Source organism: Pelomonas sp. Root1237, from assembly GCF_001425055.1.
Classification (GTDB): Bacteria; Pseudomonadota; Gammaproteobacteria; order Burkholderiales; family Burkholderiaceae_C; genus Pelomonas.
Window position 1 is genome coordinate 806,910 of record NZ_LMDK01000016.1, and the last position, 15,110, is coordinate 822,019.

The following is a 15,110-nucleotide window of genomic DNA, read 5'->3' on the forward strand; positions in this document are numbered from 1 at the left end:
AGAAAAAGCGCCGCCGGACCCTGAGGTCCGGCGGCGGGGGCATGGCGTGCGGCGCAATCAGATCTTGCGCTGGTCGCGGGCGTCCTTGACGACCTCGCGGGCATCGCCCACGGCCTTTTGGACCTTGCCCTCGACCTGGGTCGCGGCGCCCTTGACCTGCTGCTCGGTGCTGCCAATGGCCTCGCCCAGCTTGCGTTGCGCCTTGCCCGCGATGTCCTTGACGCTGCCCTTGACTTGATCGGTGTTCATGGTGTGCTCCTTTGTGACGACCCCCGTGACGACTTGCCTAGGGGACTGGCGTCAGACTAACGAGCCAGGCAGTGCACCCGGGCCGGCCTGGGCCGGGTCGGCGGGTGGGTCCAGTCCTACGTCGCGGCTCAGCAAAGCCAGCGGGCCGCCCCATGGCGCGCCCGCTGACAACATCGACCAGGTCGGCTGCCGCTCTTCCTACGTGCCTGTCGCGCCTCGTCCGCTGTCCCACCGCTGCCGTTGCAGCGAAGCTTTGCCTACCCCACCTCACCGGAGATCATCATGGGCAAATATCTTCTCGCGTGGCTGCTCGGCGTGCCGGGCATCGTGCTGCTGCTGGTCTATCTCTTCTTCCATTGACCGACCGACCGCGGCAACGCGGGCTCGCCTGCGCCGGGCCCGCGGTCTTGCCCGCTGTCCGCCTCACCCAGGAGACCATCATGTCGACCATCGCCGAAATCATGTCCACCCAGGTGCGCACCATCCAGCCGCAGGAAAGCCTGCGCCGCGCGGCGCAGTGCATGCAGGAACTGGACGTCGGCGCCCTGCCCGTCTGCGACGGTGAACGCCTGCTCGGCATGCTGACCGATCGCGACATCACGGTGCGCGGCATCGCCGACGGCCTCAATCCCGACCAGGCTTGCGTGTCCGACATCATGAGCCCCGAGGTCCAGACCTGCACCGCCGATCAGGATGCCGAGGACGCCAAGCGCCTGATGGGCGCCCGCCAGCTGCGCCGCCTGCCGGTGGTCGACAAGAACGGGCGCCTGATCGGCATCGTGTCGCTGGGCGACCTGGCGGTGCGCGAGTCCGGTCACATCGACCGCGCCCTGCGCGAGATCTCCGCGCCTGGCGACGCCACGGCGCCGCACTGAGGGCCACTCAAGCCAGCGGCACGGCCGCGGCCATCTGCGCCGCAAATCCGCCGGGCATCTGTCGGGCATCTGGCTTGCCAGACCTGCGTATGAACACACGCTGCCTATTGCTGTTGGCCGCCGCGGCCCTGACTGCTTGCGGCGAGAGCGCCCGCCTGCCTCAGGGTGCTGACGTCGGCCCCCGGCCCACCCTGGTCGAACCGGTGCAGACCCTGGTGCCAACCGCCCACGTCGCCTCGACCCGCCCTTGGGCGGCTGGCGAGGCACCGATCGCCGCGCCAGGCCTGCAGGCCCAAGCCTTCGCCAGCGGGCTGGAGCACCCACGCTGGCTGCATGTGCTGCCCAACGGCGACGTGCTCGTGGCCGAGACGAACGCGCCGCCACGGCCGGACGAAGGCAAGGGGTTCAAGGGCTGGGTGATGAAGAAGCTGATGGCCAAGGCCGGTTCAGCCACGCCCAGCGCCAACCGCGTCACGCTGCTGCGCGACGCCGACGGCGATGGCCGCGCCGAGGTCAGGACCGTCTTCCTGCAGGACCTGAACTCGCCCTTCGGCATGGCCCTGGTTGGTGATCGCTTCTACGTGGCCAACACCGATGCGGTCTGGGAATACAGCTACATGCCTGGTCAGACGAGCCTGAGCGGCCCCGGCCGCAAGCTGACCGACCTGCCCGCCGGCACGCGCAACCACCACTGGACCAAGAGCCTCATCGCCAGCCCCGACGGCAGCAAGCTCTACGCGACGGTCGGCTCCAACAGCAATGTGGCCGAGCATGGCATCGAGGCCGAGGAAGGTCGCGCCGCCATCTGGGAGATCGACCGCAGCAGCGGCGCCAAACGCCTCTTCGCCACCGGCCTGCGCAATCCCAACGGCATGGCCTGGATGGCCGCGCCCGGCGGCGCACCGGTGCTGTGGACCGTGGCCAATGAACGCGACGAGCTCGGCAGCGACCTGGTGCCCGACTACCTGACCTCGGTGCGCGATGGCGGCTTCTACGGCTGGCCCTACAGCTGGTACGGCGCCCATGTGGACAGCCGCGCCCAGCCGCCACGACCCGATCTCGTCGCCAAAGCCCTCGTGCCCGACTATGCGCTGGGCGCTCACGTCGCCGCGCTGGGCCTGACTGCTGCAGGAACCAGCCCCGTGCCCAAGCTGCTTCCCGGTGGCTCGTCCGAAGGTGTCTTCGTCGGCCTGCACGGCTCCTGGAACCGCAAGCCCTTCGCGGGCTACAAGGTCGTCTACATCCCCTTTGCAAACGGGCATCCGCAGGGCCTGCCCGCGGACGTGCTGACGGGATTTCTGAGCGCAGATGGCGAGGCCCGTGGCCGCCCGGTCGGCGTGGCCGTCGATGCTCGCGGCGCGCTGCTGGTAGCCGATGACGTGGGCAATGCCATCTGGCGCGTGGCGCCGCGCTAAGTCATCTCAGCGGGTGCATTCGGGCCGAGCGCCGGGCCGCTCCCAAGCCGGCCCGCTTAGGCGATGTGCGCGCCGGTCAACCCGGCACGCATCGCCGTCCCCTTGGGGGACCGGCTGGGCACGCCCGAGTTCAGCAGGGCGAGACCGGACGAGGGGCGTGTCAAGCCACGCGTCGACGGCGGTCCACCGCCTCGATCTTCAGCATCTGGCGGTACTTGGTGACGGTGCGCCGCGCCACCACCAGGCCCTGCTGGGCCAGTTGACGCGTGATCTCGGCATCCGACAGCGGCGCATCCGGGCTCTCGGCCTCGATGATGTCCTTGATGAGGCCACGGATCGCCGTGCCGGAGCAGGCGCTGCCATTGGCGCTGATCATGGCGCGGCTGAAGAAGTACTTCAGCTCCAGCACGCCCACCGGCGTGGCCATGTATTTGTTGTTGGTCACACGCGAGACGGTGCTTTCGTGGATGCCCACTTCCTCGGCGATCTCGCGCAGGCCCAGCGGCTTCATCGCCATGGCACCGTAGTCCAGGAAGTTGTGCTGGCGCCTGACGATGGCCTCGGCCACGTCCAGGATGGTCGAGAAGCGCTGCTCGACATTGCGCAACGTCCAGCGCGCCTCCTGCAGGTGGGCACCGAGCTCGGCGTTGGCCGCCGTGCGGTGGCGCTGGAAGAGCTGGGCATAGACCTGGTTCAGCCTGACGCGGGGCACGATGGCCGGGTTGAGCTGCACGGTCCAATGGCCGCGCACCTTCTTCACGATCACGTCGGGCACGACATACGGCACCTGCGTGGAGCCGAAGCGCCAGCCCGGCCGCGGGTCCAGGCGGCGGATGCGGTCGCAGACCGCCTCGACGCGCGCCGGCGACTCGCCCAACTGGCGCGCCAGCGAAGCCACGTCGCGCGCCGCGAGCGCCGGCAGGTGGTTGGTGACGATGTCCTGGGCCAGGGCCCGCGTGTCGGCGCAGTCGATGCCGGGCAGCTGCAGCAGCAGGCACTCGCCGACGTCGCGCGCCGCCACGCCCGCCGGGTCCAGCGACTGCACAAGCCTCAGCGCGAACTGCATCTCCTGCAGCTCGGGCGCCGGCTCCAGGCCGGTGACGTCGATCAGCTCCTCCAGCGGCGTGCGCAGATAGCCGTCGTCGTCCAACGACTCGACGATGGTGCGCGCCAGCGCAAGGTCTCGATCGGACAGCGGCAGCACGTTCAGTTGTCCGTGCAGATGCGTCGCCAGCGAGGTCTCGACGGCCATCATGTCGAGCGCGCTGAGTTCGCCGTCCTCGGCGCGGCGCTGCCCGGCACTGTCGGTCGCCCACAGGTCCCGGTCACTGCCATCCTCGGGCCCGCCGCTGGTGTCGGGATCGTTGGCCGCAGCGGGCAGCTCGGTACCGGCATCGGCCGAAACACCCTCCTCCATCAGGCTGGAAAGGGCCGACGGTTGCTCCATCGGGCCGGCCTCGGTGCCGGTAGCCAGCGGCAGCGCCGTGCTGCCCTCTCCGTCACCGGCCTCGCCCTCCTCGGTCTCGAGGAAAGGGTTGCGGCCCAGGGTGTCTCTGAGCATCGCAGCAAAGTCGAGCGAGGACATCTGCAGCAGACGCACTGCATGCTGGAGTCGGGGGGACAGGGTCTGGGTCTGCCGGTGGTCGGCACGGAGGTCCATGGAGGGCACGGGTGCTCCTGTAGGCAACGTCGCTTTTGCCGCGCCGTGCGTGGACGGCGCGCGGGAACTTCAGTCAATGCAACCTCCGTGCCGGCGAGCGTTGCTTGTCGCATCCCGAAACAGTTTGGCTCCGCCCCCAGGGAATAGCGGCGCATGGCAAGCGTGAAGCCCATGGAACGCCCCGCCCACGGGCGCCGCGCCGCTGCAAGATTTACCGGGGCGGCCTCCCCGAACGGGCAATTTCGGCAAAGCGTGCCGCCTGATACGGCATGTTCGACGCCGGCCGCTGCAGCCCTTTTCGCCTTTCAACCCAGCGCAGGCACAGCCCTTGCCCTTGGCCGGGCGCGAGATCCCTCGCAATAGGAGAACGCATGAAGAAGATCCTCATCGTCTCGATGGTCGCGCTGGCCACCCTCGGCACCAGCGGCTGCGCGGTCACCAGCGGCCAGAGCACCGTGGGCCAGTATGTCGACGATGCCACCGTCGCGACCCGCGTGAAGGCACGCTTCGCCGAAGACAGCCAGGTCAGCGCCATGCGCATCCAGGTCGAGGCACTCAAGGGCACCGTGCAGCTCGCCGGCTTCGCCACTTCGCAGGCCGAGAAAGATCGCGCCGGCCAGCTCGCCCGCAGCACGCCCGACGTGAAGGAAGTGCGCAACAACATCATCGTGCGCCCTCCGGAGAAGTGAGCGCCATGCAGACCCCAGCCACGGCGGCCGCCAGGGTGACTCCACACTAGGTCGGGGACCCCATGACGGCGCCTGATCCGCGACTCGAGCCGTCCCAACCGCCGCGCAGCGCCTGGGCTCTGCGCGGCATTTTTTTTGTCGCCCTGGTTTTCGCCGTGCGCGAGGCCCGGCCGCTGCTGGCGCCGGTGCTGATCGCCGTCATGCTGACCTTCGCGCTGGCGCCTGCCGTGCGCTGGCTCCACGGCCGCGGCGTGCCGCCCTCCATCGGCGCACTGCTGCTGGTGCTGGCACTGCTGCTGTCCACCGTGTCCGTGGCCAGCAGCCTGGCGCGCCCGGCCGCCAGTTGGTGGCAGGCCGCGCCCACCACCGTCGCCCAGCTGCTGGAGCAGTTGGAGAAGCTGCGGGCCGCCATTCCGGGCTTGAGCCCGCCGCAGCCCGCCACGCGGCTCGGCCGGGTGGCGGCGACACCAGCATCGGACCCTTTGAAGGAACGGTTGGCCACCGAAGGCGTGGCCTTGACCGGCCTGGTGCTGACACGGGGCCTGTCCTTCCTGCTGGCAGCCGCGGCCACGGTCATCCTGACCTATTTCCTGCTCGCTTCCGAGCAATGGTTGCTGTCCCGCAGCATCGAGGCCTTGCCGCGCCGGCGCACCCGCGCGCTGCTGCTGGGCGGCGTGCGCGCAGCCCAGCGCGACATCAGCCACTACCTCGCCGCCGTCGGCATCATCAACGCGGTCGTGGGCGTCATCCTGGCCCTGGTGCTGTGGCTGCTGGGCCTGCCCAACCCGACGCTGTGGGGCTGCATCGCCGCGCTGCTGTGCTTCATTCCCTACCTCGGCCCGATGGCGCTGATGGTGCTGCTGCTGCTCGCCGGCATCGCGACCTTCGAGACGGGGCCGGAAATCTTCGGCCCCACGCTGTCCTTCATGGCCATCCATGCGGTGGAAAGCAACATCGTCAGCCCGATCATCGTCGGGCGCCGGCTGTCGCTGAGTACTGTGTCGGTCTTCCTGTCGGTGCTGTTCTGGGGTTGGCTGTGGGGCATCGTCGGCGCCCTCATCGCCGTGCCGCTGCTGATCGGGCTGCGCAGCGTGTGCCAGCGCCAGCGGGGCCTGGCGCTGCTGCGGCGCTTCCTGGAGGGCGACCGGCACGCACCGTCGCCGTCGCTGGGCTCGCTGCTGCGCGGGCCGCCATCGAAATCCCGCTCACGCAAGCACTACACCTAGGGGCGGTGGCTCCGCCGCACGCAGTCGGGCACGCCAATTGCCAAGGCGGCCTGATACTTCTTCGTGGCCGGGGCGCGCCACAGCGCTATGGTTGCGTCCGTGCAATCAGCTCACGCCTGCCCGCACCTGGACCCGCCATGCCGGTCACCATTCGTTCCCGCTTGCTGTTGCTCGTGCTGTCGGTGCTGCTGCCCGGCATGCTGGGCGTCGCCTGGCTGATTGCCAGCATCTACGAGACCGAACGCGACGCGCATGAGCGCACGCTGCGCGACACGACCCGCGCGCTGTCCCTGCTGGTCGACGGCGAGCTGTCGCGCCGCGCGGCCATCGCCCAGGTGCTGGCGCAGTCACCCGCGCTGGACGGCCCCGGGCCGCTGCGCGAGGAGAGCCGCCTGGCCTTCGAGCGCCTGGCCCGGCGAGCCATGCAGGGGCTGAGCGGCTGGGTTGAGCTGAGGGCACCGGGCAAGCTGCTGCTGAGCACCCGGCCGGGCGACGGCGCCAGCGCCGAATCCAGCGCGCCTGAGGCGCTGAGTGCCACCCCCGTCATGCTGCCGCTGCAACCCGTTGCGCCCACTCCCACGGGCGTGCCCCCGGAGCCGCATGCCGCCTGGGTGGAGCCGGTGACCCGCGACGGCCGCCTGGTCTACAACCTGGTCGTCACGGTGCGGCCCTCGGAGCTGCAGCGCGTCCTGCAGGCGCAGTCGCCGCATCCGGGCTGGATAGGCGCTGTCATGGACAGCAGCGGCCGCCTCGTGGCCCGGCTGCCCGGCGGCGCGGCCTATGTCGGCCGCGAGGGACGCGCCGACCTGCGTCAGCGCATGGCGGCGGCGCGCGAAGGCGGCTTCGAATCGATCTCGCTGGACGGCCGCGCCACGGCCGGCTACTTCAGCACCTCGGCCCTCGGCTGGAGTTATGTCAGCGCCATGCCGCGCGAGGAATTCGCCGGCCGCGTGCCCCAGGCCGTGCAACGCGTGGCGGTGGGCGCGCTGGCACTGCTGGCCCTGGCCATGGCCGGCGCCATCTGGGTGTCCCGCCGCATCGAGCGGCCGATAGGCGCTCTCAAGCGCCTCGCCCAGGACCTGCAGGCCGGCCGGCCGGTGCAGGCCGCCCCGACCGGCATGGCCGAGTGCGACGAGGTGGCCGAGGCCCTGGCCAGCGCGGCGCGCGACATGGAGACCAGCCGCGCCGAGCTGGAACTCAGCGTGGCCCAGGCCGTGGAGCGCACGCGCCATGTCGAGCAGCGGGGCGCCCAGAGCCAGCGCGTCGTCGCCCTGGGCCGGCTCACCGGCGGCGTGGCGCACGAGTTCAACAACCTGCTGGGCGTCATCAGCAACAGCATGCACCTGATGCAGCGCCACCCCAGCGCCGCCGAGCTGCAGGGGCCGCTGCGCGCCACGCAGCGCTCGGTCGACAAGGGCAGCGCGCTGACCCAGCATCTGCTGCGCTTTTCCGGCCGCCGGCCGGTGCGGGTGCAGACCCTGTCGCTGGCCCGCTACCTGCCCGAGGTGCAGGAGCTGATGCGCAGCGTGCTCGGGCGGCGCATCGAGATCCAGGTGCAGGTGGCGGCCAACGTCTGGCCGGTGCGGGTGGACGCCAACGAGCTGGATCTCGCTCTCGTCAACCTGGCGTTGAATGCCCACGACGCGATGCCGACGGGCGGCGAGCTGCGGCTGCGGGCCAGCAATGCCGAGGCGCACGACAAGGAAGGCCTGCCGCCGGGGGACTATGTGCTGCTGACCGTGGGGGACGACGGCATGGGGCTGGATCCGTCCCTGGTCGAGCATGCCTTCGAGCCCTTCTTCACGACCAAGGGCGTGGGTCAGGGCAGCGGCCTGGGGCTGAGCCAGGTCCATGGTTTCGCGACCCAGGCCGGCGGCACCGCGCGCCTGGCCAGCACGCCGGGCGTGGGTACCACGGTGTCGCTGCTGCTGCCGGTGGCGAGCAACGCCCAGGACAACCAGATGCCGGCCTTTGCCGACACGGCCCCGCAAAGCATTGCCGGCGCCACGGTGCTGCTGGTCGAGGATGACGAGGCCCTGGGTGACGTGACGGCGGCACTGCTGATGGCCCATGGTGCCCGCGTGTTGCGCGCCGCCGAGGTGGGCGCCGCCCTGCGCCTGCTGGACGACGGGGCCGGGGCGGATGTGGTGCTGAGCGACGTCGTCATGCCCGGCGCCATGGACGGGGTCGCTCTGGCGCGCCGGCTGCGCGAGCACCGCCCGCGCCTGCCGGTGGTGCTGATCACCGGCTTCAACAACTCGGCCATTGGCGAAGGCGAGTTCATCACCCTGCACAAGCCCTGCGCGCCGGCCGAGCTGCTGGCCGCGCTGCAGGCGGCCCTCGCGGCGGCACGCATCGCCCACCCGCCGCCCACGGCCGGCCACACGCCGTAACGACAACTCAGCCACCGCGGCAGGCGCGGGCATGCCAAATGCCGATGCCAGGGCTGGACGCACGGTATGCCTGCGGGCGGCCGGCGCGTCTTCATCGAACCCTGAAAGGATCTGCCATGAGCAACGACGACATCATCGACACACTGAACGACTTGATCGAAACCTGCAAGGACGGTGAATACGGTTTCCACGCCTCGGCGGAATACCTGAAGGACCCGGCAATCAAGCAGTCCTTCGAGCGCCGCGCCGAGGAGTGCCGCCAGGCTGCCACCGAACTGCAGTCGCAGGTCGTGCGCCTGGGCGGCAAGGCCGAGGACAGCGGTACCGCCGCCGGTGCAATGCACCGCGGCTGGGTGGCCGTGAAGGGCACGCTGGCCGGCTACACCGACAAGGCCATCCTCGAGGAGACCGAGCGCGGTGAGGACAGCGCGATGAGCGCCTATCGCAAGGCGCTGGAAGAGGCCCTGCCGCCCGATGTGCGCATGGTCGTGGAGCGCCAGTACGAAGGCGTGAAGCGCAACCACCTGCAGGTGCGCACGCTGCGCGATCAGGCCCGCGCCGCCGTCTGAGCGTGCAGCCGCCCTAGCTTCGGCCGGGGCGGTGCGAGGATTCGGCATCGGCATCGCCGGGCCGCTCCTCGCTGTCGGTTTGCGCCGGCGCGGCCTTGGTGGCGCGCTGGCGAGGCTTGGCAGCGGTGTTGACCCGGCTGGCCTCACCCTCCTGCTCCTCCTCTTCATCTTCCTCGTCGTCCTCGCTTTGCGGCGCTTCGTCGATGGCCGTGAGCAACGCTTCGGTGTCATCGGTTTCGCCCGGCGTGAAGACGCGGTCCACGCCGATGTCGGCGCCGTCGCGCACCCCCGTCTCGCCTTCGCTGGACGGCAGCGACTCGCCCAGCGGCAAGGGCGCCACCTGATCGTCGCGCAGGGCCACGTCGACGGGCAGGCCGGGGTCGGTGCCGTCGTCTTCACCGTCCATGCCCGCCACGTCGCTGCCGCTGTCCGAGCTGTCGCTGGGCCCCAGGCTCGCCTTGTCGCGGCCGGCGGGCTCGGCCGCGGCGGAATCGATACCTAGCAGGCTGCTGCGTGCCATGAAAACCTCCGGCTGTGAAACGCGGGACGGCCCCGCACCCATCGCAGGCAAGGCGTGTGCCGCCGTGCCCGCGGATCAGCCGGCGTCGTAAAAGCGCAGCTTTTCCACCGCGAAGCCGCGATCCCGCGCGAGCTGCACCAGCGTTTGGCGGCGCTGCGCGACCAGCGTCGGTCGGCGTGACAGCAACCACAGCGCGTCCCGTCCGGTGCTGCCAATCAGCGCCTCGTCATAAGTCGGATCGACATGCAGCACGCCATGCTCGAGCCAAGCCAGCGGCAGCCAGCGCAACGCCTCGGGCCAGTGGCTGATCCTGAGCCGGGCGCCATGGCCGCCTGGCACCGGCTCCACCAAGGCCTCGCTGCCGTGGGTGCCATTGCCGTCGACCCGGCGTTCCAGCAGATCCAGCCGCCCGTCGTCGCGCGGCAGCAGGCCGAACTCCGGCGGCTGCAACGCCGGCGCACCGTGCGCCTTCAATTCACCGACCACGAACCAGCGGCCACTGAGCTGCGCCAGGTCGACCTCGGCAACGGTGGCCAGTGGCTCGGCCCGATGCGTGCCGAGCAAGGTCTCGACCAGGGGCAGCCCCAGCGTCACGAAGCTGCTTGCCGCAGCGGGGCTGACGCGGCCGCGCCAGCGCTCGGGCAGCAGCGGCCAGGCCAGGCCAAGCAGGCGCAGCCAGGGAATGTTCCGCAGCGCGCCGGTGGGGCGCGGCGTTGCGGGCTCGGCGTGAGGGCGCCGGCGCAGCGCCAGCAGCGCCGCAACGGCGAGCAGTGCGCCACCCACCGGCAGCAGCAGCTTCCTGGGTTGCAAGCGGTGGCGCAGCTGGCCCGTGAGACCTTCGACACCCGCGTGCAGCCTGGCCTCGCGCGCCATCAGCCGGTGCTCGACATCCAGGATGCGGGCATCGATATCGGGTTCAGGCAGCGGCGCGTTCATCGCTGGCCTCATTGGGTTGTGGGTCGGGAGCCAGCATCAGGTGGCGCCGCGTTGCGGGCAGGCGCAACCTGGGCAACAGGCTGCGCACGCGTTGCAGCGCCAGCACGATGGCCAGCCCGTTGACGGCGATGGCCAGCAGCAGGGCCACCTCCAGCGGCAGCCCGGCCGCGACCAGCAGGCGGATGACGCCGGCCCACAGCACCAGCCAGACCGTCACACCGAGGATGGCCACGGCCACCATCAGTGCAACGATCTGGGCCAGCGCCTGGACCGCGCGTTGCAGCTCCAGCGACAGCAGCTCGACCCGGTCGCTGACCAGGCCAGGCAACTCGCGCCACAGCGACTGCAGTTGCTCCAGCAGTGGGGCGGGCTGGTCTTGCGGTGAGTCGGCCAAGGCCGCCTCAGCGGGCGAGCCGGGCAACCAGCACGCCGACGGCCAGGGCCGTCGCGATGGCGGCCAGCGGATGCTCGCGCACGGTGCTGCGCAGGCTCTCGGCCCATTCATCCCCCAGGTCGCGCGCATCGCTGGCGCGCTGGCTCAGCGATTCGCTAGCGGCCTGCACGCCGTCCTGCAAACGCTGCACGGCGGGGGCGGCCGTCTCGGCCACGCGGTCGATGGCGCTGTGCGCACCTTGCACAACGCGGTTCAGCACGTCGTGACCGACGGCTGCGCCCTTGTCGACGGCGTCACCGGCCTTGGCGGCCGTGTCGTTGATGGCGGCTGCGGCAGGCGCGGGCGTGGCGGGCGAGACCGACGAGGTCGGGAAGGGCGTATTGGCAGTGGTGGTGGCCATGGTGATCCTTGGGGTTGGAAAGCGGGTGACGGTTCAGCGCAGGGTGCCGCGGCGGATCAGGTTGACGATCGCCAGCAGCACGACCGCGCCCAGCAGGGACACGACGAGAGCACCCAGGCTGAGAGCGTCTTGATTGATGCTCGGAATGCCGACCATGGGCGAGATCAGCCAGCCGCCAATGGCTGCGCCGACGATGCCGACCAGGACGTTGAGGATGACGCCCTGTTCGCCGTCGGTGCGCATCAGCAGGCTGGCAATCCAGCCGATGATGCCCCCGGAGATGAGCCAGACAATCAGATTCATGGTGTGCTCCTGGTCGAGGTGAAGTCACCGGCATCAGGCAAACGGGGTGCCGCTCGCGCGTTGCGGGCGGCGGAAGAACTTGCAGCAGGGCTTGCCAGCCGCGTGCTCAGATGGCGCCGACGCTGCCGGTCACGGGCAGCACGATGCCGGTGATGTAGCCGGCGCAGACCGGCGCGGCGAGGAAGACATAGGCCGGCGACAGCTCCTCCGGCTGGGCCGCACGCTTCAGGTCGGTCTGCTTGCCGAACTCGGCCACCTTGTCGGCGGGCGAATCGGCCGGATTCAGTGGCGTCCACACCGGCCCCGGCGCGACGGCATTGACGCGGATGCCGCGCTCGATGAGGTTGCTGGCCAGGGACTTGGTCAGCGCATGGATGGCGCCCTTGGTGGCCGAGTAGTCGATGAGCTTGGCGCTGCCCCGCAGGCCGGTCGTCGAGCCGGTGTTGATGATGGAGCCGCCTGCCTTCAGATGCGGCAGCACCGCGCGGGCCATGCGCAGATAGCCACCGATGTTGGTGTCCAGCGTCTCCATGATGCGTTCATCGTCGAGATCCTCCAGCGAGGAGGCGTGCTCCTGAAAGGCGGCGTTGTTGACGAGCACGTCGATCTTGCCGAAGCGCTCCATGACCTGGTCGACGGCGCCCTCACACCAGCGGCTGTCCTTCACGTCGCCCTGCAGCAGCAGGCATTGGCGGCCCTCGGCCTCGATGCAGCGGCGAGTCTCTTCGGCATCCTCGGTGGAGGAGTGGTAGGCCACGGCCACATCGGCGCCCTCGCGCGCGAACAACACCGCCACGGCGCGACCGATGCCGGAGTCGGCGCCGGTGATGAGGGCGACGAAGTCCTGCAGCTTGCCGCTGCCGCGGTAGTCGGGTGCCAGGAAGCGCGGCGCGAGTTCGAGGTCGGCCTCGCGGCCGGGCTTTTGCAGATGCTGGGCCGGCAGGGTTTCGGGCTGCTTGCGGGCGCCAGCCTGCATGGCGCCGCTCTCCTCTTCCTTCTTGCCCTGCTTGGCTTGCCCGGCATCGGCCTGGTCCTGGCGCTTCTGGATGGCGCGCTGGGTCTGGAGGGTCTTGTCGACTGTCGTCATCGTGGGTCCTTCTTCTTCAACTGGGCCGCTTCGGTTTCCTTGCCCGAGGGCGTCTGCGCGTCCAGGCCGCGGTCGGGCGATTCGGCGACCTGGGCGATGTTGCCGGGCCGCTCGATGAGCTCTTCGATGATGAAGTGGCCATAGTGCTGGGCGCGCTCGGCGCCGCAGCCCTGGGCGGCCCGGGCCACCTGGATGGCCTGGTCGTCATTGGCGACACGGACAACCAGCCAGTGGTAGCCCTTGGCGGCGAGCGCGCGGTGGGCGAGCACGAGATTCATCTCCTGTCCCACCGAGGCGAGCGGGCTGGCGTGGGCGATGTCCTCGTCGATCTGCCTGAGCATCTCCTGGTCGCTGTAGTGGCGCACCGCGCCGTCAGGCAGGCCGAAGTCGGCCATGGCCTGGCCGGCGCGGGCGGCCTGGCCCGCCTCGGGGAATGAAATGACGACGTGGCCGACCGGCTTGAAGACGCCGAAGCTGCGCGGCGCGTCGGTGGTGGCGGCGGAAGTGGACATAGATGGGCCCTGGTTGGCGAGAGCCCGTCAGTGGCAAGGGCGGTGCCCGGCTTGCATCGCGGCGCCGGGCACGCGGATTGCCACCAGGCCTGAGCTTTCATTCCGGAGGACCCATGCCCAGCCCAGCCCGCCGACCCGTTCTCTATGTCGAGGACCACCCGGTCAATGCGCTGTTGATGGCCGCGATTCTGGAAAGACGGCCTCAGCTGGAGCTCCTCGTCGCCACCACGGGCGAAGAGGCGCTTTGCATGGCGGCCGGCCTGCACCCCGCCCTGCTGCTGCTCGACCTGGGCCTGCCCGATTGCCACGGCAGCCGGTTGCTCGGCCTGCTGCGGGCGCTGCCTGGCTGCGAGTCGGTGCCAGCCGTGGCCGTGACGGCCGACGTCAACTTCCCGGTCGAGGACTGGGGCTTCTGCGAACTGTGGCCCAAGCCGCTGAATGTCGACGAGGTGCTGGCTCGCCTGGATGCGCGGGTGGGTACCCATCCCTCGCCGCCGCCGCAGTTGCCTGAGCTGCACACCCGGCCGGCACCGGTCGCACTGGCGCCGCACTGGCGCTGAGAGCTGCCGCGGGCACTGCCATGCCCGCATGACGCAACCGTCTTCACGGCCCGCGGACGGCACGCGAGCTCCGCGCCGCGGCCGCAACTAAGGCCTGGCAGCGGCCCCGCGCCGGGGCCGCTGCCCGGGCGCGAAAAATGCGCACAGCAGTGGGCGGCCCAACCTCATGACCGAGCACCTTGCACGACGCGGTGCACCAGGTGCAGCTTGCGCACCGCCTGCGCCGACAGCACGAAGGGATAGAAGTCGGCCACGCCCATGCTGCGTGACAGCTCGTTGAGCACGCCGGTCAGTTCCATCCAGCTGTTGATGAGCTGCAGAAAACCGGCATCCGCCACCAGGTTGGCGTCGAAGCGCTCGTAGTTCAACTCCACGCGCTCGCCATCCAGGCCGAAGCTGCGGGCCGTGTCCAGCGTGTCGACCAGGTGCAGGTAGTGCGCCCAGGTCTCGGCCCAATCCTCCCAGGGGTGGGCGCTGGCGTAGGCGCTGACGAAACGCTGGCCCCAGTCGGGGGGCGCGCCGTTGGCGTAGTGGCGCTGGAGCGCCTGGCCATAGTCCTCGCGCTCGTCGCCGAAGAGCTCGCGCCAGGCGGGCAGCCAGTCCGTCGGCTCGACGAGGCGCTGCCAGTAGTAGTGGCCGGTCTCGTGGCGCAGATGGCCCAGCAGCGTGCGGTAGGGCTCGCCGAGCTGGTGGCGCCGGGCCTCGCGGCGCGCGTCGTCGGCCTCGGACACGTCCAGCGTGATGACGCCGTCGGCATGGCCGGTGATGACGGCCGGGCCTTCGGGTGGCGCCAGCAGCAGGTCAAAGGCCAGGCCCTCCTCGGCATCCTCGGCGCGCGACAGCACCGGCAGGCCCAGGCCGATCAACGACGACACCAGGCGGCGCTTGGCCGCTTCGATGCGCCCCCACCAAAGGCCGGCTTCGGGCTGGGACAGGTCCGGCACGGTACGCGTCAGCCGGCAACAGCGGCACAGCGTCAAGCCGGCCATCACTTCCGTGACGTCCAGCAGCCAGTTGCATGCGGCCGCGCTGTCCAGGTTGCCGCAGCGCGCGTAGCGGGGCGCGCGGCGTGCCGGCACGCCGGCCTCGCGCCAGCCGCCGCGGCCTGAGCGCGGTGCCGCCTCCAGCGCCAGCAACTGGCCCCGAGCGGGGGCATAACCCAGTGGCCGGTGGCAGGCCAGGCATTCGCTGTTGCGGAAGAACACCGGCCGGCCGCAGGCGCAGCTGAACGCCCGCGGCGTCGTCGGCGATGGCACGGCGTGCCGCGTGGCAGCAACGGAGCTCACCAGGCGCTCCAGCACAGCATCAGGCCAGCCGTTACG

Annotated in this window: 17 protein-coding genes; 7 read left to right on the forward strand and 10 right to left on the reverse strand. The window is 70.4% G+C overall.

Going from position 1 to position 15,110, the window contains the following annotated elements; all coding sequences use genetic code 11:
• Positions 1–57: 57 nt before the first annotated feature.
• Positions 58–249 (reverse strand): CsbD family protein, encoded by a 192-nt coding sequence (locus ASC91_RS16465; protein WP_056198702.1) that lies wholly within the window; start codon positions 247–249, stop codon positions 58–60.
• Positions 250–689: 440 nt separating this feature from the next.
• On the opposite strand from ASC91_RS16465, the gene ASC91_RS16470 reads away from it, so the two are divergent.
• Both ASC91_RS16470 and ASC91_RS16475 read left to right on the forward strand, forming a co-directional pair.
• Complete coding sequence (locus ASC91_RS16470; protein WP_056198705.1) at positions 690–1,124, forward strand: CBS domain-containing protein; 435 nt, start codon at positions 690–692, stop codon at positions 1,122–1,124.
• Between the two features lie 89 nt (positions 1,125–1,213).
• The gene (locus ASC91_RS16475; protein WP_056198708.1) at positions 1,214–2,539 is read left to right on the forward strand and encodes a sorbosone dehydrogenase family protein; all 1,326 of its coding nucleotides are present in this window, start codon (positions 1,214–1,216) and stop codon (positions 2,537–2,539) included.
• Between the two features lie 160 nt (positions 2,540–2,699).
• On the opposite strand, the gene rpoN is transcribed toward ASC91_RS16475, so the two are convergent.
• Positions 2,700–4,208 (reverse strand): RNA polymerase factor sigma-54, encoded by a 1,509-nt coding sequence (gene rpoN, locus ASC91_RS16480; protein ID WP_056198713.1) that lies wholly within the window; start codon positions 4,206–4,208, stop codon positions 2,700–2,702.
• A 362-nt stretch (positions 4,209–4,570) separates the two neighbouring features.
• Between rpoN and ASC91_RS16485 the strand changes: the two genes are divergently transcribed.
• The 4 genes from ASC91_RS16485 to ASC91_RS16500 all read left to right on the forward strand — a co-directional run bounded on the left by ASC91_RS16485 (position 4,571) and on the right by ASC91_RS16500 (position 9,076).
• Positions 4,571–4,888, forward strand: coding sequence for a BON domain-containing protein (locus ASC91_RS16485; RefSeq protein WP_056198716.1), 318 nt, complete (start codon positions 4,571–4,573; stop codon positions 4,886–4,888).
• Positions 4,889–4,950: 62 nt separating this feature from the next.
• A complete protein-coding gene (locus tag ASC91_RS16490) occupies positions 4,951–6,114 on the forward strand; it encodes an AI-2E family transporter (RefSeq protein ID WP_056198720.1) in 1,164 nt (387 codons plus the stop codon).
• A gap of 137 nt (positions 6,115–6,251) precedes the next feature.
• Positions 6,252–8,507 (forward strand): ATP-binding protein, encoded by a 2,256-nt coding sequence (locus ASC91_RS16495; protein ID WP_056198725.1) that lies wholly within the window; start codon positions 6,252–6,254, stop codon positions 8,505–8,507.
• A 116-nt stretch (positions 8,508–8,623) separates the two neighbouring features.
• A complete protein-coding gene (locus ASC91_RS16500) occupies positions 8,624–9,076 on the forward strand; it encodes a PA2169 family four-helix-bundle protein (protein ID WP_056198727.1) in 453 nt (150 codons plus the stop codon).
• A 13-nt stretch (positions 9,077–9,089) separates the two neighbouring features.
• Here ASC91_RS16500 and ASC91_RS16505 read toward each other — a convergent pair whose 3' ends face one another.
• The 7 genes from ASC91_RS16505 to ASC91_RS16535 form a co-directional block, all read right to left on the reverse strand.
• A complete protein-coding gene (locus ASC91_RS16505; RefSeq protein WP_056198731.1) occupies positions 9,090–9,596 on the reverse strand; it encodes a hypothetical protein in 507 nt (168 codons plus the stop codon).
• Between the two features lie 75 nt (positions 9,597–9,671).
• Positions 9,672–10,532 carry a lipocalin family protein gene (locus ASC91_RS16510; RefSeq protein ID WP_056198734.1) on the reverse strand — a complete coding sequence of 287 codons (861 nt, stop codon included), beginning with the start codon at positions 10,530–10,532 and terminating at the stop codon, positions 9,672–9,674.
• On the reverse strand, positions 10,513–10,926 hold the full coding sequence (locus ASC91_RS16515) for a phage holin family protein (protein WP_235532007.1): 414 nt from the start codon (positions 10,924–10,926) through the stop codon (positions 10,513–10,515). Before ASC91_RS16515 ends, ASC91_RS16510 begins: the two co-directional genes overlap by 20 nt.
• 7 nt (positions 10,927–10,933) lie before the next feature.
• The gene (locus ASC91_RS16520) at positions 10,934–11,326 is read right to left on the reverse strand and encodes a YqjD family protein (RefSeq protein WP_056198739.1); all 393 of its coding nucleotides are present in this window, start codon (positions 11,324–11,326) and stop codon (positions 10,934–10,936) included.
• Between the two features lie 33 nt (positions 11,327–11,359).
• Positions 11,360–11,629: a GlsB/YeaQ/YmgE family stress response membrane protein gene (locus ASC91_RS16525; protein ID WP_056198742.1), complete on the reverse strand. Its 270-nt coding sequence runs from the start codon at positions 11,627–11,629 to the stop codon at positions 11,360–11,362.
• A gap of 106 nt (positions 11,630–11,735) precedes the next feature.
• Complete coding sequence (locus tag ASC91_RS16530; RefSeq protein WP_056198744.1) at positions 11,736–12,716, reverse strand: SDR family oxidoreductase; 981 nt, start codon at positions 12,714–12,716, stop codon at positions 11,736–11,738.
• Positions 12,713–13,228, reverse strand: a complete 516-nt coding sequence (locus ASC91_RS16535) for a hypothetical protein (protein ID WP_056198747.1) — start codon at positions 13,226–13,228, stop codon at positions 12,713–12,715. The genes ASC91_RS16530 and ASC91_RS16535 overlap by 4 nt, the downstream gene beginning before the upstream one ends.
• A gap of 113 nt (positions 13,229–13,341) precedes the next feature.
• Here ASC91_RS16535 and ASC91_RS16540 point away from each other — a divergent pair, with 113 nt between their 5' ends.
• Positions 13,342–13,788, forward strand: coding sequence for a two-component system response regulator (locus ASC91_RS16540; RefSeq protein WP_056198749.1), 447 nt, complete (start codon positions 13,342–13,344; stop codon positions 13,786–13,788).
• Between the two features lie 164 nt (positions 13,789–13,952).
• Here ASC91_RS16540 and ASC91_RS16545 read toward each other — a convergent pair whose 3' ends face one another.
• Positions 13,953–15,074, reverse strand: a complete 1,122-nt coding sequence (locus ASC91_RS16545) for a putative zinc-binding metallopeptidase (protein WP_157281680.1) — start codon at positions 15,072–15,074, stop codon at positions 13,953–13,955.
• Positions 15,075–15,110: the final 36 nt, after the last annotated feature.